The organism is Exiguobacterium sp. s160 (assembly GCF_018617575.1).
Classification (GTDB): Bacteria; Bacillota; Bacilli; order Exiguobacteriales; family Exiguobacteriaceae; genus Exiguobacterium; species Exiguobacterium aestuarii_A.
This window is the reverse complement of the sequence record NZ_JACSKK010000002.1, coordinates 66612-87973: the sequence shown is the minus strand read 5'-3', so window position 1 is coordinate 87973 and position 21362 is coordinate 66612. Positions and strand designations below refer to the sequence as shown.

General features: G+C 45.7%; 19 protein-coding genes. 15 read left to right on the top strand and 4 right to left on the bottom strand.

Going from position 1 to position 21362, the window contains the following annotated elements; translation table 11 throughout:
- The 4 genes from KNO86_RS06385 to KNO86_RS06370 all read right to left on the bottom strand — a co-directional run bounded on the left by KNO86_RS06385 (position 1) and on the right by KNO86_RS06370 (position 4592).
- Positions 1 to 1692, bottom strand: a complete 1692-nt coding sequence (locus KNO86_RS06385) for a DUF2334 domain-containing protein (RefSeq protein WP_214694242.1) — start codon at positions 1690 to 1692, stop codon at positions 1 to 3.
- On the bottom strand, positions 1682 to 2539 hold the full coding sequence (locus KNO86_RS06380; RefSeq protein WP_214694240.1) for a GGDEF domain-containing protein: 858 nt from the start codon (positions 2537 to 2539) through the stop codon (positions 1682 to 1684). The genes KNO86_RS06385 and KNO86_RS06380 overlap by 11 nt, the downstream gene beginning before the upstream one ends.
- Complete coding sequence (locus tag KNO86_RS06375; protein WP_214694239.1) at positions 2520 to 3590, bottom strand: glycosyl hydrolase lipoprotein; 1071 nt, start codon at positions 3588 to 3590, stop codon at positions 2520 to 2522. The genes KNO86_RS06380 and KNO86_RS06375 overlap by 20 nt, the downstream gene beginning before the upstream one ends.
- Positions 3591 to 3944: 354 nt before the next feature.
- Positions 3945 to 4592 carry an acetyltransferase gene (locus tag KNO86_RS06370; protein WP_214694237.1) on the bottom strand — a complete coding sequence of 216 codons (648 nt, stop codon included), beginning with the start codon at positions 4590 to 4592 and terminating at the stop codon, positions 3945 to 3947.
- A 228-nt stretch (positions 4593 to 4820) separates the two neighbouring features.
- Between KNO86_RS06370 and KNO86_RS06365 the strand changes: the two genes are divergently transcribed.
- From KNO86_RS06365 to KNO86_RS06295, 15 genes are all read left to right on the top strand, one after another.
- The gene (locus tag KNO86_RS06365) at positions 4821 to 5666 is read left to right on the top strand and encodes an aldolase/citrate lyase family protein (RefSeq protein WP_214694235.1); all 846 of its coding nucleotides are present in this window, start codon (positions 4821 to 4823) and stop codon (positions 5664 to 5666) included.
- On the top strand, positions 5663 to 6574 hold the full coding sequence (locus KNO86_RS06360; RefSeq protein ID WP_214694233.1) for an NAD(P)-dependent oxidoreductase: 912 nt from the start codon (positions 5663 to 5665) through the stop codon (positions 6572 to 6574). The genes KNO86_RS06365 and KNO86_RS06360 overlap by 4 nt, the downstream gene beginning before the upstream one ends.
- 220 nt (positions 6575 to 6794) lie before the next feature.
- On the top strand, positions 6795 to 7847 hold the full coding sequence (locus tag KNO86_RS06355) for a glycosyltransferase family 2 protein (RefSeq protein WP_214694231.1): 1053 nt from the start codon (positions 6795 to 6797) through the stop codon (positions 7845 to 7847).
- 13 nt (positions 7848 to 7860) lie between these two features.
- Complete coding sequence (locus KNO86_RS06350; protein ID WP_214694229.1) at positions 7861 to 9018, top strand: glycosyltransferase family 4 protein; 1158 nt, start codon at positions 7861 to 7863, stop codon at positions 9016 to 9018.
- A 123-nt stretch (positions 9019 to 9141) separates the two neighbouring features.
- A complete protein-coding gene (locus KNO86_RS06345) occupies positions 9142 to 9924 on the top strand; it encodes a YveK family protein (RefSeq protein WP_214694228.1) in 783 nt (260 codons plus the stop codon).
- A complete protein-coding gene (locus tag KNO86_RS06340) occupies positions 9887 to 10588 on the top strand; it encodes a CpsD/CapB family tyrosine-protein kinase (protein WP_214694226.1) in 702 nt (233 codons plus the stop codon). The genes KNO86_RS06345 and KNO86_RS06340 overlap by 38 nt, the downstream gene beginning before the upstream one ends.
- A gap of 23 nt (positions 10589 to 10611) precedes the next feature.
- Positions 10612 to 11883 (top strand): glycosyltransferase, encoded by a 1272-nt coding sequence (locus KNO86_RS06335; RefSeq protein ID WP_214694225.1) that lies wholly within the window; start codon positions 10612 to 10614, stop codon positions 11881 to 11883.
- Positions 11826 to 12761 carry a glycosyltransferase family 2 protein gene (locus KNO86_RS06330; RefSeq protein ID WP_214694219.1) on the top strand — a complete coding sequence of 312 codons (936 nt, stop codon included), beginning with the start codon at positions 11826 to 11828 and terminating at the stop codon, positions 12759 to 12761. Before KNO86_RS06335 ends, KNO86_RS06330 begins: the two co-directional genes overlap by 58 nt.
- A 22-nt stretch (positions 12762 to 12783) precedes the next feature.
- Positions 12784 to 13848: an EpsG family protein gene (locus KNO86_RS06325; RefSeq protein WP_214694211.1), complete on the top strand. Its 1065-nt coding sequence runs from the start codon at positions 12784 to 12786 to the stop codon at positions 13846 to 13848.
- A 12-nt stretch (positions 13849 to 13860) separates the two neighbouring features.
- Positions 13861 to 15402, top strand: a complete 1542-nt coding sequence (locus tag KNO86_RS06320; protein ID WP_214694209.1) for an oligosaccharide flippase family protein — start codon at positions 13861 to 13863, stop codon at positions 15400 to 15402.
- A gap of 179 nt (positions 15403 to 15581) precedes the next feature.
- Positions 15582 to 16607: a polysaccharide biosynthesis protein gene (locus tag KNO86_RS06315; protein WP_214694200.1), complete on the top strand. Its 1026-nt coding sequence runs from the start codon at positions 15582 to 15584 to the stop codon at positions 16605 to 16607.
- Positions 16604 to 17779 carry a polysaccharide biosynthesis C-terminal domain-containing protein gene (locus KNO86_RS06310; RefSeq protein ID WP_214694193.1) on the top strand — a complete coding sequence of 392 codons (1176 nt, stop codon included), beginning with the start codon at positions 16604 to 16606 and terminating at the stop codon, positions 17777 to 17779. The genes KNO86_RS06315 and KNO86_RS06310 overlap by 4 nt, the downstream gene beginning before the upstream one ends.
- Positions 17706 to 18857: a non-hydrolyzing UDP-N-acetylglucosamine 2-epimerase gene (gene wecB / locus KNO86_RS06305; protein WP_214694171.1), complete on the top strand. Its 1152-nt coding sequence runs from the start codon at positions 17706 to 17708 to the stop codon at positions 18855 to 18857. The genes KNO86_RS06310 and wecB overlap by 74 nt, the downstream gene beginning before the upstream one ends.
- Before the next feature lie 3 nt (positions 18858 to 18860).
- Positions 18861 to 20066, top strand: a complete 1206-nt coding sequence (locus tag KNO86_RS06300; protein WP_214694169.1) for a glycosyltransferase family 4 protein — start codon at positions 18861 to 18863, stop codon at positions 20064 to 20066.
- Complete coding sequence (locus KNO86_RS06295; protein ID WP_251126945.1) at positions 20005 to 21270, top strand: ATP-grasp domain-containing protein; 1266 nt, start codon at positions 20005 to 20007, stop codon at positions 21268 to 21270. The genes KNO86_RS06300 and KNO86_RS06295 overlap by 62 nt, the downstream gene beginning before the upstream one ends.
- The last annotated feature ends 92 nt before the right edge of the window (positions 21271 to 21362 follow it).

Below are 21362 nucleotides of genomic sequence, written 5' to 3'. Positions count from 1 at the left end.
TTACCCACGCTCCTTAAAGAGTCGTTTTTTACGTTGCGTGCGCAAGTAAAGTGTATATATTAAAAAAGTAAGGACTGCTACTAGCGTAATAAGGGCGAGTGCCAAAAGTGAACGTTCAAGAAATGATGTCGGGAGATACAGCTTTAGTTGATTGATTAATGGAGAACGGTCATCCCGCAATACGAGGGTGCCATCCACACTTGTGACCAATACGTCTGCTGTGCTCACCTGCTCATCTTGCTCACGCAAATTGAACCATCGGAAACCAGGAGTCGATTCCATCATGTCCACGAGAGCAGGTAAGTGCTCTATTCCGATGTAAGGATGGTAAAATCCACCAATCATCGAGTCCCGGACAATCATCATCTCATCACGTGCTCGACGCATTTCCTCGACGGGTCTAGGCAGGTCGGTACGCACATATCCGATTGTTTCCGGATACAGTGTCATCCCATGTAACAGAGTAGGCTTTGAGATGTAAGGCGTGGTCCCCATGACTTCCCAGTCGGTGTTGCTCCACTGTACTTGTCCGAAAATATTCGAAAATTGCTCTGATGCTAATTTATAGCCAGAGTGCGACATTGTGTAGTGAGGTGCTTCAAAACCTAAGGGATGCAGGTCAAGCGAGACGAGCTCATGAATGGAGCGTGTCAATTTCGAACGAATGTAGTTCGTTTCGCCTTCAAGGACCGTTTCCATGTACTGTTGATAGTCATAGTCGTTACTGAACGCTTCTTGTTGCTTTAGTATCGGGGGCGTCTCATTTGAAGGAACGAGAACAGGTTGATTGTTTTCGACATCCCAAAATTCGAAACCCTCTCCCGTTTCAGAAGAGCGATATTGATGGGTGTATCCATGTGAAATCACCGTAGCTCCGCGTTCTTCGAGCCGATTGATCACTTTGAGCAGTTCCGGACGGTCAGTATAGTGAACATTTTGTCCGCTATCGGGATCGACATACACTGCGATCACGGCTAAGAGGATTGGGATATCACGGTCTAACAAGTAATCGCCGACCTTTTCAAGAAGAACCGGATCTGTACTTGGATTAATATCCTCTAATCGAAGGTAGCCCAGATGTTCATTTTTTGCTTCGACCTTAAAAAAGTCATATAAACTGTCTGCCACGAGTAGGGAAGACCGGTTCAAGAGGTTATAGGCTCCCGAGTAAAAATGAGTATCGGTTTGAATAATCAACGGCCGTTTCGTATTTTTCTCAATCAAACTCGCGTGCACGATTGAATCATCATGATTTACCGAAAAAACAGTATCGGCTAACTCAAAGTTCAAATTTGTATCCGTTCGCGTTTGATGAAACTTTGAGACACCTTGAATACGTGTAGTGTCAAGTTTCTCGAAGACATTGAGTTGATTTACATTGTATCCAATGCCATAGAGGGGAATGTTTGACTGATTGATTTGTTCACGAGTCGATTCAGGGATTGAAGAGGGATTCACACCGTAGTAGAAAAGATGACTCGTCTTACTAAGTGAATCCGTCATTACTTCTGTATCGCGAATGATATCAATATTTTCAGAGAATCGAGAAACGAGTGCATCTAATTTGTATACTTCTGGCGGTGTATCATTCGATTGAGAACTATAAATAATTGTAACGTGAGATCCTTGTGCGTGGACCAGTTGTGGCATACAAAGGAACGCAAATAAAAAGAAGAACACTTTATAGCGCATAGCTCTTCAACTCGTTTCGCATGAGACCTAAAACGTCCTTTGTTGATTCAACGCCAGATTGGTTTGTGACGGTATAATGGGCAATATGATTCGTGAATGAAATCGTTTTTCCGTTCGAGAGGTGATAGTCCCCAATCATTTTTCTGAAGCGGTTCAAAATGATTTCCATATTTTCTTCTGAAGCATACGGTAAAATGAGAGCGAACTCCTCAGTGGATAATCGAAATTTTTTATCTGTCGTTCGTGTGGATTGATGTAACCGTTCACTAAAAAACGTTAAGAACCGCGTCGATTCTTCTGCACCATACAATCCTTTAAAATCCGATAAATGATCAATTTTGTACAAAAGAACGGTGAACGATTCACCATGACGATTTGTCCGGTCGATTTCTAATTGAAGCTCTAATTCGAAACGATCGGCATTGTCGAGTCCGGTCTCATCATCAATTGCGACGAGGCGTCTGACTTTTTCGAGTAATGCGATATTGGATTGACTCAATTGGTTGATTCGCTCGTAGATGCTCCCGCTCAAAATCACAAGACCGATAAGCCAAAGTCCATAGTAGAAGAGAGTGGCTTCTGAAAAAAGGAAGGTTTGGTCACCAGGACGAAAGAAGATATTCCAAAAATAAAGACTTCCGAATAAAAATAAGATGAATAAGGTAGTGAATAAACCAGCTCGCATTCCTGCAAACAAACTAATACATACGGCTAGGGCGATGAGCACCATTCCCTCGTTTTGTACTTTTCCTAAATCGGGCACATACATAAACAATACGGCGACGGCAAGGAGCAAAAGACCGATTTGTACACTAATCAGACTCGTTTTACGGAATGAGGTATCCATTCTCAAGTCCCCCTTCTGCTAGTAATGGTAATAAGTTATCAAATGAGTGTGTCTCTTTTGTTGAGATGTCAAGATACCCTCCGAAATATTCAGATGAAGAATCTGAGACCATCGATGACTGTAGACGTGCCATCACTTCTTCCGCGAACTCACGCTCGTCGCGTTCGAGTAAATAAAAAACAGCTAACGCATAGACGGCTTGAGATTCATAATCAACAATTCGTTCTTTTGTCACTCGGTCGTACCGACCAAACACCGGACCTTGATTAAAGGCATCTTTAAAAAACATATAGAAAGAGTTTGTCGATAATCCGAATTGTTCATAACGAAGAGCGACATAGAGTTGGTCAATCATATTGATTTCATCATCGAATTGATACGTTTTCTCGGGAATAGAATAGGACTTTGCAAAGAATGGCTCGCTCAAAGGCGCATTTTCAAGTAGTTTCTTACTGTTTTCGTATAAATCATTTGATGATGACATAAGACGGAGTGCGGATTCATCTAAATAACTAAGGGTCAACACATCACCTGTTTCATTTGTAGACCGATTGATATAATCGACGGGAAGCCCGTCTTTTACTGCATATGTCGTCAGTGGCTCGGCGATGCGTTTGGCTAAGTCGGCGTATGACCTCTCGTCAAATACATCTGCTGCCTGATATAAAGCATGAACGATTCGAGCATCATCAATCCATGCATTGGCCGGACTTTGGGTGATCGTGTCATCGCTTTGTTCGAGTCGCCAACTGACTAGATTAGAGTCATCCAAAAAATAGTGTTTGAGCACATCGACTTGCTGGGCAAATTCGTCTTCACGTTTTTGTTGAACTAAAAATAGGAAGTAAAGACCGAGGGACTCAGACAAAAATTCATGGTCCCGATTGGTGATATCTGTTTGAATCAAACTCTTGTTCGTCATTAAATGTTTTCGAATAAACGATTCAGTTGGGAATTGACTGTTATACTTTTTGGACGGTTTTGGTTCATCTGTGAAACAACCAGATAATAAAAAAAGACATGAAAGTGAGGCAAAAACGAGATATCGCATGAAAATCTCCTTATCAACTTGTCGTAAGTCATGGAATCAGGTAGACAAACAGTAATTCATTACTTGAAAGGTCTGTCCCATTCTAGAATCCATATATTATTAGAATTTATTTTTCATGATTGAATGTCAATACATAAGTCATTTGGTTATTTATACGGGCAGTGGCTAAAAAATCATTACTATATATATATCGGTATTTAATTTAAATAAATTAAGAGGAATTTAGAATTTGGGACGCTAAAAATCTTTTATCAACTTTTTTAGTGTATAAGAACTGAAGCATAGAAACACCTCGTAAAATTCGGATTGGAAATCCAGATTTTACGAGGTGTTTTTAACGTTCTTCTGCAGCTTTTATAAATATTTCTCATAAGGGGTTCTATTTTTCTGAATTGATGCTGGCGTTCCATATGCGATTATACCAGAAGGCAAATCTTTGACGACGGTCGCACCAGCACCGACAACGGTATCGGATTCAATGAGAATATTATGAATGACCGTCGCCCCCATTCCGACAAAGGATCGTTCATTAAGTCGAACATTCCCTCCGAGGTGAGCACCTGGCGCAACGGAAGAGAAAGGTGCGAGATGGCAATTATGATCGACAGAAGACATCGTATTGACGACGTTGTGTGCCTCAAGAACCGTATTTGAATTGATGACACTCCCTGCCATCACAGCTACTCCTGGACCAATGGTTACATTTTTGCCGATGATGGCACTTGGATGAACGGCAGAGATGAATTCAAAATCTGAAGCCTTATCTAAAATTTTTTGTGCAACGATTGAGCGTTGAACATTGTCTCCGATTCCGATAATGCCCTTTCGGATCATGATGTTTGAGCCAATGACTCCTAGAACTGGATATCCGTAAATCATTTTCCCAATCAAGTTTGGACTATCATCATAGATTCCTGCGATTCGATAGATTCCGATTAGTTCTAACAAATCGATTAATACTTGAGCGTGTCCGCCTGCACCAAAAATCACAATCCATTCCATATGAAAGCCCCTCCTTTTTTGTATAAACATGCTGCAATGTTCATCGGTAAAGACAATATTGCCGATTCTCTTGATTTCAAACAAAACGGAAAAGAAGTTGTAAGTTTATTTTCGGTACCATTTAAAAAACAGTAGTGCGTTGCAAAAAAGTTTCATGAATTTCTGTTTGATTGTTTTTGGCAATGGCTAATTCGAAAGGGTAACAATTTCTGGGAGGAGGTTATGATGATGTCACTGACGTTCATGTATATTACCAATCAGCCGAAGGTCGCGCAGTTGGCTGAACAAAACGGAGTGGATTGGATTTTTGTTGATTTAGAATTAAACGGTAAAGTCGAGCGCCAGGGGCACTTGGACACGGTGATTTCTAGGCATACGATGCATGACGTCAGTCGCGTCCGGTCTGTATTAAAGCATGCCAAATTACTTGTCCGACTTAATCCGATTCACTCGGGCTCGGCGTATGAGGTGAAGGAAGCCATTTCGCGTGGGGCGGACATTTTGATGCTTCCTTATTATAAGACGGTTGAGGAAGTGGAACGCTTCATCGAATTGGTGGAAGGACGTGTAAAGGTTTGCCTCCTTTGTGAGACAAGGGAAGCGGTCGAGTGCATGCCTGACGTCCTTCGACTAACTGGAATTGACTATATTCATATCGGGCTAAACGACCTTCATTTGAGTTATCAGCAGAACTTTTTGTTTGAACCGCTCACGAATGGACTCGTTGAAGCGATTGTCACTCAAATTCATGAAGCAGGAATTCCTTATGGGTTTGGTGGCATTGCCCGTATCGGGGAAGGGCACATTCCGGCGGAAAAAATCATTGCAGAGCATAAGCGTCTTGGTTCGTCATTGGTCATCCTGTCCCGTAGTTTTTGTCACCTCGGATCTGTTGAAAAAATAACGGCTAATCAGGCTCAACTATTCCAAGAAGGGGTATGGAGAATTAGAGCATATGAACAACAGCTCGAATCGATGCCATCGGAATGGTTTGAGCTGAATCGTCTGATCTTGACGCGAGACGTGCAAGCCATCACTTCGGATAGACAGCAAAAGAAGGGGATTTTTTCATGAACATTTGGGTGACGGGGATGCGTTTATCTCCAGAACAACAAAAACAGTTGGAAGAACGGGGACATGAGGTCACAGTTCTTCAGAAAGAGTCAGAAATTCAAGGACGAGATGTATCTGAAGTAGAAGTGCTCGTCTGTCAGAACGTGTTTGCCTACCGAGCACTTGAAGATTTTCCTCGATTGAAGGTCGTTCAAGCCGTAAGCGCCGGGCTCGACCGCTTGCCGGTCGCAACATTAGAGAAACGGGACATTCACGTCTATAACGCCGGTGATACATATGCCGTGCCAATGGCGGAATGGGTCGTCTGGCAATTGCTCGACTTTATAAAACATGGTGCTGCGTTTCGGGAAAAACAACAAAATCGTCAGTGGGAAAAAGAACGGCGTCTGCGCGAGTTGAGTGGGAAGACCGCTGTCCTTCTCGGCGTGGGGAACGTCAGCAAGGCGATTGCGAAACGATTACATGCTTTCGAGATGCGCGTCATCGGTGTCGGTCGTCGACCGAAAGACGTTCCATTTGTCGATCGATATGTGTTGATGGATGAACTCCATGAGGTCTTACAAGAAAGTGACGTCATCATTCTCGCGTTGCCACTCACGGATGAAACGTATCATCTGATTGATGAGGCGGCCATTGCGGCAATGAAAGAGGATGCGATCCTCATGAACGTCGCCAGAGGGGCGATCATCGACGAGAGTGCACTCGTCGAAGCGCTTCGAGAAGGTAAGTTTTTCGGTGTCGCACTAGATGTGTTTGAGACAGAGCCGATTCAACCTGACCATCCACTCTATGAATTTGAATGGGTGAGTCTCACGCCGCATAACTCCTATGTGTCGGACCGTGGGAATGAGCGGCTGTTCCGTAACGTGATGATGAATCTAGATCAAGAGGAACAAGAAATCACATAAGGACCGTCTCTTTGCGGTCATAGCGATTGACGAATCAGGTACGCTGGTTCGTCTTTTTGTGTTCTACAAGTGGGGGAGTCAGCAGTTTGATAATTCACTAAAAAATTATTCATCACTCTTTCTAGTTCGGATTTATCCCAAAATTTGAATGGGAAGAACGAGATATAGTCACTCATCGCGGATTGCTTGATGAGAAAACAACGAAGGAGTGTGAATGCATATGCGTCATACGAACCCGCTCGTTAGCATCATCGTGCCCGTCTACAACACGAGCGCTTATTTACGTCAGTGTTTGACGAGTCTGGTAAACCAGACCTATCCAAACCTTGAAATCATCGTCATCAACGATGGTAGCACCGATCAAAGTCTCGACATCATGTTGGAATATGATGACGACTCTCGTGTGAAACTGATTGATCAGACGAACCGCGGGTGCTCGTTTTGTCGCGACCGGGGGATGCGGATGGCGACAGGTGAGTATTTGATGTTCATCGATAGTGACGATTGGTTGGACATGGATGCGATTCGTCTGTTGGTGGAACATGCCGAGCACGAGCAGGCCGATGCCGTCATGGGGACATACGTCCGTGAGTATGAGGGTCGCTCGTTACCGAAACGAATCTTCGATGCGGATTTTCTGTCCTATGATGCGAAGGATACGAGACGGTTCGTGCATCGACGTTTGTTCGGACTCGTCGGGGAGGAGCTTGCCTTCCCAGAAACGGTCGATGCGCTCAACTCGAACTGCATTACGCTCTATCATCGAGACCTGATTCGACATTTGTCATTTTCGAGTCCGTACGGGACGTTCGTCGATCTTTACTTCCAAATTCAAGCGCTCGAAAATTGTCAGCGTTTCATCTACATCGATTACCCCGTCTACCACTATCGGAAAACAAACGCACAGTCAGAAACTAGCGTATATCACCGCAATTTTATCGAGTCACGACTGGAATTCTTTCAAATGCTAAAAGATTATATCGAGGAGCATGAACTCGGAGAGGATTACCATCGCGCTTTATATAATCGAATCGCTCTGAGCATGATCGGGATTGGTTTGAACGAACTCGTTTCGAATAAACCGTTCTATGCCCAGGCAGAGACGTTGAAGCAAGTGTTGCGTCAAAAGGAATACAAAGACGCCTATGCCCAAATCGATATGCGCTATTTTGATTTGAAATGGCGTTCCTTCTTTCAACTATGTAAATTCGAGCAAACGGTACCTCTCGTTCTGATGCTCCGCGGTGTCGACTACTTACGTAAACGTGTATAGGGAGGATCACCCGATGAAACAAGTCCTAATGGTCGCGTCCGTCATATCGATGATTGAGAGCTTTAACCGAGATAACATCCGAACCCTGCAAGACATGGGATATGAGGTACATGTCGCCACGAACTATAAATGGGGCAGCATGTATAGTGATGAAAAACTTGAACGTGTCAAACAGAGTTTAGAATCAGAAGGTGTGACCCTGTTTCAGATTGATTTTCATCGAGATATTAAAAAGATGAACAATCATATCCGTGCCTATCAACAGCTGAAGCGAGTCATGACCCTTCATACGTATACGTTCATCCACTGTCATTCCCCGATTGGCGGGGTGGTCGGACGGTTAGTCGCCAGACAGACGAACACACCCTGTATGTATACGGCACATGGCTTTCATTTTTTCAAAGGAAGTCCGTCCCTGAATTGGATGTTGTACTATCCGGTGGAGCGAACGCTTGCCAGATTGACGGATACGATTGTGACAATCAACGAAGAAGACTATTCAAGAGCTCAGACGTTCAAGACGTCCCATACGTATCGCATCCCAGGAATCGGGGTCGACACGAAGCGAATCGAGCAGGTAAAAATCAATCGTCCGCAGAAGCGACGTTCTTTTGGCGTCGAGGCCGAAGCGGACTTTGTCCTTCTATCGGTAGGCGAACTGAATGAGAATAAAAACCATGAGACCATTATTCGAGCTATTTCCTCCTTACATGACCCGACCATTCGATACTGGATTGCAGGAACTGGAGATGGAAGAGAGCGCCTCGAACAGGTCATTCAGGAATTAGGACTGGAGGATCGGGTAAGGCTCCTCGGTTTTCGGGATGATGTATTCGAAATCATGAAAGCGGCGGATTGCTTCGTCTTTCCATCGAAGCGGGAAGGACTCGGGATGGCGGCACTTGAGGCAATGGCGGCGGGGTTACCCATCATCACATCGAATATCCATGGAATCAACGACTATTCAGTTGACGGGGTGACCGGGTTTAAATGTGCCCCGAACGACGTAGAAGGATTTGCGCGTGCGATTCAAACGATGCGTTTTGATTTCGACTTATCACGTCAGATGGGCTTACGGAACACGGAATCGGCTAAGGCCTATGATATCGAACGCTCCCATGCGGAAATGAAAAACATCTACGATACGTTCACCGAAAGACGACCTTCCTGATAGTTTATAAAAAGATGGTCAACATTTCTTTTGGATTGTCAGAGGGGCAAGGGTAAGTAGTAACCACACAACGATTCAATCTACTAGAAACTGCAGCTACGTACTTTGAAGGAGGGTTCACACGTGAATAGTCAGACCATGCTTCTGGCGGATTTACTCGCCGTTTTTAAAAAGAGTAAACTCCTGATTTTCTTGACCGTTTTGATTGGGGGCGGAACAGCCTACTATTTAAGTCAGTATGTCGTCGAACCAACTTACGAGGCATCGACACAAGTACTCATTGTTCCGAAACAAGAGGTAGGGTCAAACATTGTCGACAGCACCCAAATTTCCTCTTCTCTCTCGCTGATCAACACATATCGAGTCATCATGCGGAGTCCTGCCATTTTGAATGAAGTGAAAACACAAGTACCGAATGCACCAACAGATATCAGTGAGATTCTCCTCGTCGAGAGTGAGGAAGAGTCACAAGTCATCAACATTGTTGTCTCACACAGTGACCCGGTTGTCGCAACGGACATTGCAAATGTCATTACTGAAGTGTTTGCGAATGAGATTCCGGACTTGATGAACATCGACAACGTACGTGTCTTGTCTGTTGCCGAAGTTCCGGCATTCCCGGTGTCACCCAATATGTTGATTTATACGGCAATCGGAGTGGTGCTCGGCTTTGTCGTCGGAAGTGTGCTCGCACTCGTTCGCTACACGTTCGATAAGCGAGTTCGGGATGAGAAAGAGGCCGAACAACTCCTCTCCCTACCGGTCATCGGTAACATTCCTGTCATCGAAAAGCGAGACATGGCCGCGAAGCGGTCTAAACAAGAACCTGTGAAAGAAGTAAATCCTTCCGTGAAAGGGGATGAAAAGCATGTTTCATCTGCCAAAGACACAAGACAAAGCTCGTGAGACGAGACGAAGTTTAATCACGCTTGTCAATCCGCAGTCTCCCATTGCGGAACAGTATCGAACGATTCGGACCAATCTACAATTTACGTCACTCGGGGCGGACTTACGGTCGGTTGTCGTGACGTCTGCCTCGCCTGGCGAAGGGAAGTCGACGACGGCTTCGAACCTTGCCATCGTCTATGCACAACTAGGGAAGCGTGTCTTGCTCATGGATTGTGACATGCGAAAGCCGACTGCCCATTTCACGTTTCAACTACCTGGCCAATTAGGACTCTCGACGATTCTGGCGAAACGGACGACCCTAGAGCGTTCGATCCAATCGACGCAAGTGCCGAAGCTGCACCTTCTTCCTGCGGGACCGATTCCACCGAACCCTTCGGAGTTGTTGGCTTCCCCGATGATGAAGACGCTATTAGAAGAACTTAAACACATGTATGACATGGTCATTATCGACGCTCCTCCTCTCATGCAGGTGGCGGATAGCCGAATTCTTGCAAGTGAGGCCGACGGAACGATTCTCGTCATCAGCTGTGAAACGTCAAACCGTGACTATGTCCTCAAGGCAAAAGAACAGCTGGAGTTATCAGGAGCCAATCTCCTCGGTCTCGTCATGAACAAACGTGAAAGAGGAAAAGATCGGTATTATCACTATAAGTATGATTGAATCGCTTGAAGGAGGAGAGGGCGATGCGGATTGTTCACATAAATGCGATCCATGAAGTGATGAGTACGGGCCGAATCTGTAAAGAACTCTCGACCATCGCCAATCAATCCGGTCATGAGAGTTATGTGGCCTATGCGCGCGGACCTGAGACGGGGTCGGGATTTCGGATTGGTTCTCCATTCGATCAAAAACGTCACGCGCTCTTGTCTCGTGTCACAGGAAAACAAGGGTATTCATCCAAGCGTGCCACGTCGGAGTTGATTGCACACTTTGAAGCGAATCGACCGGAAGTCGTGCATCTCCATAATTTGCACTCGAACTATATTCATCTGGAGACGTTGATGACATGGCTTGCGAAAACGGACACACCGACCGTATTGACCTTACATGATTGTTGGTTCTACACCGGGAAATGTACCCATTATACGAGTACCGGCTGTGATCGCTGGCAACATGGCTGTGGAGATTGTCCGAGACTCGCGCTTGATAATCCGAGTTGGGGGCTTGACCGTACCGCACTCATGTGGCGAGACAAACAGAGCTGGTTTCGTGCCATTCCTCGTCTTGCGGTCATCGGGGTATCAGACTGGATCACGACGGAAGCACGCTTCTCATTCCTCGGGCAAGCTGCCATCATCCGACGTATTTACAACTGGATTGATCCGACGATATTTTATCCGAGGGAGACGAACCGTTTACGCCACCGACTAGGACTGAACGACCGCTTCGTCTTGCTTGGGGTCGCTAGCTTATGGGACGACTCCAAAGGGTTAAATAAATGGATCGAAGTAGCGGAACAATTGGAGGATGCCACCGTAATTTTGGTAGGGTCTTTACCGAATAGACGGTTACCGGAGAACGTGATTCACATTCCTTCGACAAACGACGCCTCGGAACTTGCTGAATATTATGCACTTGCTGACGTCTTCTTAAATCTATCGGAAGAAGAATCTTTTGGGAAAGTGACCGCCGAAGCAATGGCTTGCGGCACTCCAGCAATTGTCTTGGACGGGACGGCAAACCCTGAACTCGTTCCGACATCTTGCGGGATTGTCGTCCCGAGTCATAGTCAAGATTACCTGATGGATGCCATCGCGCGTATCAGACGAGACGGGAAAGACATGTATACGGAAGCATGTGTCCAACATGCGCATCATGCCTTCCGATTGGAAGATCGTTGCAACGATTATTTGAACGTCTACGAGGAGTTAATTGATCAGAAAGGAAGGGATTCTTTATGGCACAGCCATTCGTCTCCATCATCATCCCCGTCTACAATGGAGCAGACTATTTGAGCGAGACAATCGAAAGTGCACTCGCCCAGACGTATGAGCACGTTGAAGTAATCGTGGTGAACGACGGCTCTAACGATGGGGGGGCGACTGCTGCCATCGCTAAAAGATATGGCGATGCCATTCGCTACTTTGAAAAACCGAACGGTGGGGTATCGACCGCTTTGAATCTAGGGATTTCAAAGATGCGAGGTGATTGGTTTTCGTGGCTCAGTCACGATGATTTATATGAGCCTGATAAAATCAAGACGCAAGTGCATCATTTGAATCAATTGGGCGAAACATCGTCCAACTTTATCCTAGGGTGTGGGACAAAGCTCATCGATGGGGAGGGCAATCCGATTTATCGTCCTCGCCGTAAGCCGAAAGGACACTTTACGCCCGAAGAGATGTTTGCCTATCAATTGCTGGAAACGTGCCTGAGCGGATGTGCGTTGTTGATTCCGAAGCATGCGCTTGAAGAGGTGGGCGGATTCCCGACATCGTATCGCTATATCCAAGATTGGGTCTGTTTTACGGAACTGGCACTTGCGGGATACCAGTTCAAGATGACGACCGAACCACACGAGAAGTCGCGCATCCATGCGAAACAACAGACGAAAAAAATTAGCGATCTTGCACCGATTGAGACGGCACGTTTCTTCGAGGATCTACTCATTCGGTTGGATGCGAAAACGAGCGAACCGACACAGGCGATTCGCACCGTGTTCCATGCGATTTATCGTTCCACTTCGAGAGAGACGAGGGACGATTTAATGAAACGGTACGGAGGGGACCGACATATGAGTCCGTTCATGCAAAAAAGACTCCAAGTCACATCATTTTTCTATCACTACCTCGTGACGGCTTATCGAGGAATGGTAAATCTGCGCTATCGTTGACGCACGTAAAGGAGGAGACCGTATGTGGATTTATCTTGTGAACATCTTGTCGTTGATTGCGTGGGCGGCACTCCTCTTACGTGATGATGGGATCAAACACGGCAAGCTCTTATTCGTGTCGATTGCTACGTCCCAATGGATTATCTTGTCAGGATTCCGCGACTTTAGTGTGGGAGATGACACGATGGCGTACAAATGGATGTTCGACGAAACGACACGCATCTCATGGGAGCGCCTTGCCAATCATTTTGTCGGTGTCATGACTGGTGCAGAGGAAGGCAAAGATCCAGGTTACTATTTGATTCAAAAAGTGATTCAACTCGTGACTGAGAACTATCAATGGTACTTATTGATTGTGGCCTTACTGTTTCTTATTCCGTTCGGCATTTGGATTTATCGAAATTCGACGGAACCGTTGCTCAGTTTCCTCATTTTTTCAACGCTGTTTTATTCCTTTTTTGCGATTACCGGCATTCGTCAAACGATTGCCACCGCCTTGGCAGTGCTGGTCGGGTACTATTTTATTCAAAACCGAAGATTTTGGCCCTTTATCGGAATCATTTTGTTGGCGGCGACCATTCATAAATCCGCACTCGTGTTCCTCCCGTTCTACTTTTTGGCGACGAAAGCCATCACGTCGCGATATTTACTGGTGATGGGTGCATTGATTCCGTTCCTCTTCATTTTTCGGATGCCGTTGTTCGAACTGTTCCGTTCCATCAGCGGGTACGAAGAATATGATTACTATACGGGTGCAGGCACATATAACTTCTCATTGCTACTCGTCATGATTACTGTCGTCGCACTTTGGCGGCGTGAACAGATGATTGAGGCCAATCCGAACGTGACGCACTACTTGAACGCTTTGTTGTTGGCGTTATGCTTTTTACCGCTCACGTTTATCAATCCCTCGATGATGCGAATTGTTCAATACTTCTCGATCTTCATCATGCTCTTGATTCCAGAAATACTCCGATCGTTCGATCGAAGAGAACGACTTCTCGTGTATTATGTGGCCATCAGTATGCTATTGTTCCTATTCGTTCGCAATGAACCAGTCTATCTGTTCTTTTGGCAACAGAAGTAAGGGGGGAGTCACGTGGCGACAAAAGTTGAATTTGATGAACAGGCGAGTACCCGACAAATCAAGATTGGCGTAATGATGTCGTATGTCGCCATCGGATTTAATATTTTGGCAGGACTCTTTTATACGCCTTGGATGATTGCGGAGATCGGGAAAGCGAACTATGGGCTGTATATGCTGTCACTCTCGCTCGTCAGCATTTTCGCACTCGACTTTGGATTGGAGGCAGCGGTCTCTCGCTTTCTCTCTAAATACCACGCATTAGGTGACCAAAAAGGGGCTGCCAAATTTTTAGGGGTGGCATTCAAACTATTTATAGCAGTTGCCATTTTGATTGGAATCGCATTGGTCGGGGTCTATTTCATGATTGATACGATTTATGCGAGTTTGTCCGCATCTGAAGTGGAGACGTTAAAAATACTGTTTATCATGGTCGGCTTCTACATTGTCGTCTTGTTCCCGACAAAACCGTTCAATGGGATTATGATTGCAAATGAACGGTTTGTCGTGTTGAACTGGTTCAACCTGTTCGAAAAGATGGCGACGGTCCTGTTGATGGTTGGTGCACTTCTGCTCGGTTATGGCTTATATGCGCTCGTATTTGTCAATGCGCTCGTCGGGATTTCGATCATTATCGGGAAAGGGTTCTATTTGTTCCGCAGGACGGATACGTTGATCGATTTCTTACACAATAGCCGCTCCATGTATCGTGACATTTTTTCATTTTCTTCATGGACGACCGTCATTGCCATCGCCCAACGGTTTATCTTAAACATCACACCGACAATCCTTGGGGCTTTGGCGAGTAGTGCCTCCATCGCTTTATTCTCAATCGGGATGGTCATTGAAGGATACGTATGGACAATCTCATCTGCCATCGGCTCTCTTTTCTTACCGAAAGTGACAAGGATGACGACTCATAATCGTCAATCTGAGCTCGAGGATCTGTTGATTCGAGTCGGACGAATTCAGCTGTATATCGCCGGATTAATCATCGTCGGGTTTGCCACGATTGGTCGTGAGTTTATCGGTTTATGGGTCGGTGAATCGTTCTTCCCTTCATATATTGTAGCGCTTCTTTTGATTCTTCCTGGACTGATCACGTTTACACAGGAGATTGCCCAAACGACCTTGATCGCTGAAAATAAAATTAAGTATCGGGCGTTTGCTTCTCTCATTGTCGCAATCGTTAGTGTGGTTTTATCGCTTCTATTATCTCCACAATATGGTGCGATTGGTGCAGGAATCGCAATCTTCGTTGGGAATATAGTGGGTTCGATCGTCTTCATGAACATCGTATACATGCGTGTCCTCAAGCTTAACATGTGGCGTTTCTTCTATAAATGTCATTTAAAAATTGCACCAGCCCTTCTATTCCTTGGGGCTATGGGGATGATTCTTCAACGGTACTTCCCTGTCGACTCGCTAATCTACTTCTTACTGAAAGCAGCATTTCTCGGAATCCTTTATTTCATATTCCTCTGGCTATTCACGTTTCGGGATGACGAAAAGAGACTCTTGCAGGGTCTGGTTAGCTATCGACGAAAGGCATCTTGAAAAAGATGTCTTTTTTCATTTCAGCAAACTTTCAACATGTCATGTTTCAAAAAAATGATAATCCGTTCCTTCCTATTTTTATGATTTGTCGGGTAACACGTTACTATCAACCCAATTGCAGTCAATTATTTTCCAATCTTTCACCATGTTTAGTCATCAGGAAAAGGAGAGGGTTTGCGATGTTTACGGGTAAAACCTTATTGATTACGGGAGGTACTGGATCGTTCGGAAATGCAGTCATGCAACGATTTCTGAAAACAGATATAAAAGAGATTCGCATCTTCTCTCGAGACGAAAAGAAGCAGGACGATATGCGCAAGTTGTACCAAGACGATAAGCTCAAATTTTATATCGGGGACGTCCGAGATGTGAACAGCGTCCGTAATGCCATGTACGGTGTCGACTACGTCTTTCATGCAGCAGCGTTGAAACAAGTGCCTTCCTGTGAGTTCTTCCCACTCGAAGCCGTCAAAACGAACGTACTCGGGACTGATAATGTCTTGACGGCAGCAGTCGAGCAACACGTCAAAAAAGTCATCTGCCTGTCGACCGATAAAGCGGCCTATCCAATTAACGCGATGGGCATTTCGAAGGCGATGATGGAAAAAGTGTTTGTCGCGAAAGCAAAAGCGGTTCGTCCCGATCAGACGCTCATTTGTGGCACGCGATATGGCAATGTGATGGCCTCTCGTGGCTCAGTCATTCCACTCTTCGTCGAACAAATCAAGCGGGGTGAACCTTTGACGGTGACCGACCCGTTCATGACACGTTTTCTAATGAGTTTGGAAGATGCAGTCGAACTCGTCGTCTTCGCTTTCACTCATGCGCACGCGGGAGACATCATGGTTCAAAAAGCCCCAGCCTCGACGATTGGAACGTTGGCACAAGCACTCATCGAACTGTTTGGTGTCGATAATCCGATCAAAGTGATTGGGACACGCCATGGAGAAAAGCAATACGAGACACTCTTGACGCGTGAAGAAAACGTGGTGTCGGAGGATATGGGTGGATTCTATCGTGTCCCAGCTGACACGCGGGACCTCAACTATGAAAAATACTTTAGCGAGGGTAGTAAAAAATTGACCGTCGAGGGTGAATATAATTCAGCCAATACTGAACAATTGAACGTCGAACAAGTGAAGCAATTGCTCATGAAACTTCCTTATATCCAACAAGAGTTGAAAAGTTGGGTGAAGGTCTCATGAACATCTTACTTACAGGAGCGAACGGGTTCGTCGGGAAAAATTTGAGAGCAGCATTGGAAACGGAAGGGCATAACGTGTTCGCCCAAACACGTGAGACGGACGAGGAAACGTTCATGACCTACTGTCGCAATGCGGAGTTCATCTATCATCTGGCTGGTGTGAATCGACCGAAAGAGGAGAACGAGTTTTTTGAAGGGAATGTCGGCTTCACCGCGCATCTTCTCGAGATTCTTACACAAGCGAAGAATCAGGCGCCAATCGTTTATGCGTCCTCGGTGCAAGCCGAACTCGACAACCCATACGGACAAAGTAAGCGGGAAGCCGAACGATTGTTGTTCGAAGAGGGTGAACGAACAGGGCGTCGTGTGATGATCTATCGCTTGCCGAACTTGTTCGGCAAATGGAGTCGCCCTCATTATAACAGCGTCGTCTCCACATTTTGTGACCGTGTCGCTAAGGGAGAACCGATTGAGATTCATGACCCGAAACGTACGGTAACACTCGCTTATATCGATGACGTGATGAAGTCGTTCCTTCATGTATTATCTAATCCGACCGATACGGGTTATCAACATGTGCCGACACACGAGCCGATTTCTTTAGGACGACTGGCTGACTTGCTCTATACGTTCCGAGACAGTCGCAACACGCTTTCCATTCCCGCGTTAGACGATGCGTTCACAAAGCAGCTGTACAGTACGTATCTGAGCTATTTACCGGTCGATGCGTTCGGATATGACTTATTGAAGCATGAGGATGAGCGTGGATCGTTCACCGAATTTATTCGGACGCCAGACCGTGGACAGGTTTCGGTCAATGTGGCGAAGCCGGGAATCACGAAAGGGAACCATTGGCATCATACGAAAAATGAAAAGTTTTTAGTCGTCAGTGGAGAAGCGAAGATTCATTTTCGAAAAGTGGGCGAACAGGAAGTCCACTCTTACTTCGTGACGGGTGAGATGATGCGTGTCGTCGATATACCTGTCGGCTATACACACAGCATTGAGAATGTCGGGACGGGAGACTTGGTGACGGTCATGTGGGTAAACGAAGTGTTCAACCCGGACGAGCCAGATACTTACTTCATGGAGGTGCAAGATGAAACGACTCAAAGTGATGACCATCGTCGGGACGAGACCCGAGATCATACGCCTATCGGCCGTCATTCATAAACTCGAGCAATCTGAAGCCATCGAGCATATCCTTGTTCATACCGGACAAAATTATGATTACGAGTTAAACGAGGTGTTCTTTCAAGACTTCGGCCTAAGAAAACCAGACCATTTTCTCAATACGGCGACAGGGAGTCCCATGGAGACGATTGGTAACATCTTGATCCATATCGACCCAGTTCTCGAACAGGAACGCCCAGACGCGGTATTGATTCTAGGCGATACGAACTCTTGCCTTTGTGCCATCGCCGCCAAGCGTCGAAAAATCCCAATCTTCCATATGGAAGCAGGCAACCGTTGTTTTGACCAACGCGTACCGGAAGAGACGAATCGAAAGATTGTCGATCATACGGCAGATATCAACATGCCGTATAGCGATATCGCCAGAGAGTATCTTCTTCGGGAAGGGTTGCCACCTGAGCGAGTCATCAAAACGGGTAGCCCGATGTATGAGGTCTTGCATCGACAACTAAAAAACATCGAACAATCCGATGTGGTGGCGCGACTAGGTTTGGAGCATGATCGTTACTTTGTTGTTTCTGCCCATCGTGATGAAAATATCAGCTCCGATGAAAATTTCTTCGATCTCATTGACACCCTGAACGCGATTGCCGAGACGTACAATCTGCCTCTTGTCATCTCGACCCATCCGCGAACGGCGAAACGGATTGGAGAAACGGGTGTGACTCTCCACCCGAACATTCGCACGCTGAAACCGCTTGGATTCAATGACTACGTTCAATTACAGCTTCATGCAAAAGCAGTGCTGAGCGATAGCGGAACCATTAGTGAAGAGAGTTCGATTCTTGGCATTAAAGGACTGAATATCCGTCAAGCACATGAACGCCCGGAAGCCATGGAGGAAGGGGCGGTCATGATGGTCGGATTGAAGCAAGATCGGGTGCTCCAAGCCCTTCGGATTTTAAGTGAAGCAGAGCAAACGACGAGACTTGTAGACGATTATGCGATGCCAAACGTATCTGAAAAAGTATTGCGTATTATCTTGTCGTATACCGACTATGTGATGCGGGAAGTATGGAAGCAAAACGTGACGCTCACTGAAAAGAAAGAGGTGTAAATCGTGACGAAACAACGCTTGGTCTTCATATCAAATATCGCAGCACCATATCAGGTCAAATTTTGTGAGGCGTTACAACCCTATTATGCGACAGAATTTTGGTTTTATGAACAGTTGACGGACCGACGCCCTGACTGGTGGGCCATGCCTTTAGGGCCACATTGTAAAATTCTAAAGGGATCGGTTTACTCGAATCGATTTGATTACTCCTCACTCGATGTATTTGTTCAACTGATTCGATTCCGACCGCATATTTTAATGCTAGGAGGGTTTTCGGCATTTCACTTTCTCCTCCTTCATTTAGGAAAACTACTCGGCATCCGGGTTGTGTTCTTGAGTGAACCGCTTCGAAACGTGTCGCACGAGGATGCCGGAGAAAATACGCTATGGACGAAAGAGAATCCGTCACGAAAAGTGAAATGGATGCGTCGATTATTCAAGAAAGCAGATCTTATCTTTGGGATGGGGGAAGTGGCTAAGAATCAATTCATTGAAGAGATTGGATTTTCGGAACAGCAGGTCGTCAATGCTCCATACCCAATCGACATCGAAGCACATATTGACCACCCTCTGCGTCAAAAGAAACAACACGATCCCATTCAAATTTTGTTCGCCAATCGATTGATTGATCGCTATCAACCACTTGTCGCGCTCGAAGCCTATAAAAGTTTGAAAGCAGAATATCCTCATATTTCTCTCGCTATGAATCGAGATGGACATTTGGCTGAGGCGTGTCGACGCTACATCAAAGAAGAACAACTAGAGGATGTCTTCTTTTTGGAAAATATTGAGTCGTGGGATTCTTTGCATAAAGTGTATCAAGCAGCTGACATCCTGGTTCTCCCGGCAACGTATTCGAATGGTAATTTGACGATCATTGAATCCTGTGCTTCCGGGATGGGGATTGTCGTCAGTCATGAGGTCAACAATGTCGCAAGGCACCTTCATGAAAATGTGAATTGTTACAAGTGCGATCCGACGGCTGAATCACTTGCGACACAACTCCGAAAATACCTTGATCACCCCGAACGATTGACCGAACATGGGGAACGCTCTAAAGAACTGATCGTCCACCGTCTAAATGTCAATACAGCCAAAACATATGCTGAGTTACTTTATCCATTTAATCGCAAAGGAGACGCCAATCATGCTCAAACTCATGTTACTCGGAGGGGCAATGCATCAAGTTCCGGTCATACTCAAGGCTAAGGAACTAGGGATTTTCACAATCCTTTGTGATTATTTACCGGATAATCCAGGTCGTCTCGTCGTTGATCGGTACTATCCGGTCAGCTCCCTTGACCGAGAGAGCGTGCTCGACATTGCAAGACGAGAACAAATTGATGGGATTTTGGCATACGCATCAGATCCAGCCGCTCGAACCGCGGCGTTTGTAGGAGAAGCATTAGGTTTAAAGACCAACCCACTTCAAGTCGTCGAGACGTTAACAAACAAAGCGAAATTTCGGGCGTTTTTACAAGATCATGGTTTCGCCGTCCCAAGAACGTATGCGTTCACAGATGTGGAGTCGGCCGTAATCACGTTGCGAGACATGGAAGGGGAGTTCGTCATTAAACCCGCAGATACATCCGGTAGTAAAGGAATTAGTAAATGGTGCTATGAGGATGGTGTAGACCGACTCCGCCAACAAGTTTCTGCTGCTTTCGACATATCATTCGGAGATGAGGTAGTCGCAGAAGAATTCGTTCGACGGGACGGTTATCAAGTTGGTGGAGACGGATTTATCGTGAATGGACAATTAGTGTTTCGATGCTTCGGCAACAATCACTTCAACGAACGAGGGGTGAATCCTTTCGCTCCAATAAGTTTGAGTTTCCCGAGTATCCATCCTCCACATATACTTGACCGGGTGCATGAGACGTTGCAACGGATGATCACACAAGTCGGACTTCAACACGGACCACTCAACTTTGACATCTTTGTCAAAGGTGATGACATCTATTTGATGGATATTGGACCACGAAACGGTGGGAATTATATTCCTCAAATCATTGAGCAAGCAACGGGAGTCGATCTGGTCAAAGCGACCATTGATTTGGCACTCAATCGTCCAGTCTCGCTCGAAATGAAACCTGTCACCGTGCCAAACGCATATTTCACTTTAACAAGTCAACAAGCAGGGCATTTCATGGGACTCAGTTTCATGAAAGACGATTACACGATCATGCAAACCAATTTATATCAAGCGATTGGAGCGGAAATTTCTCGTTTTGATCGGTCGAATCGGGCAATCGGAATCCTATTCCTTCAATTCGAAGATGTTGATGCGATGCTTCGACTTCTAGATGATCCTGAGCGATGGATGACACTTCATATCGTTTCTAACGAAGAAATAGAAGTAGTAGATGTCCGAGAATCATCTTCATCCGTACAAATCGTTCGTACCGAGTAAGTTCGAAGTCAGATTTGGCTTTGTTCAAATGAGATAGGGGGCGACACAAGCATGAATCATTCAAACGTAGAATTGCACGCACTTGTCGATAA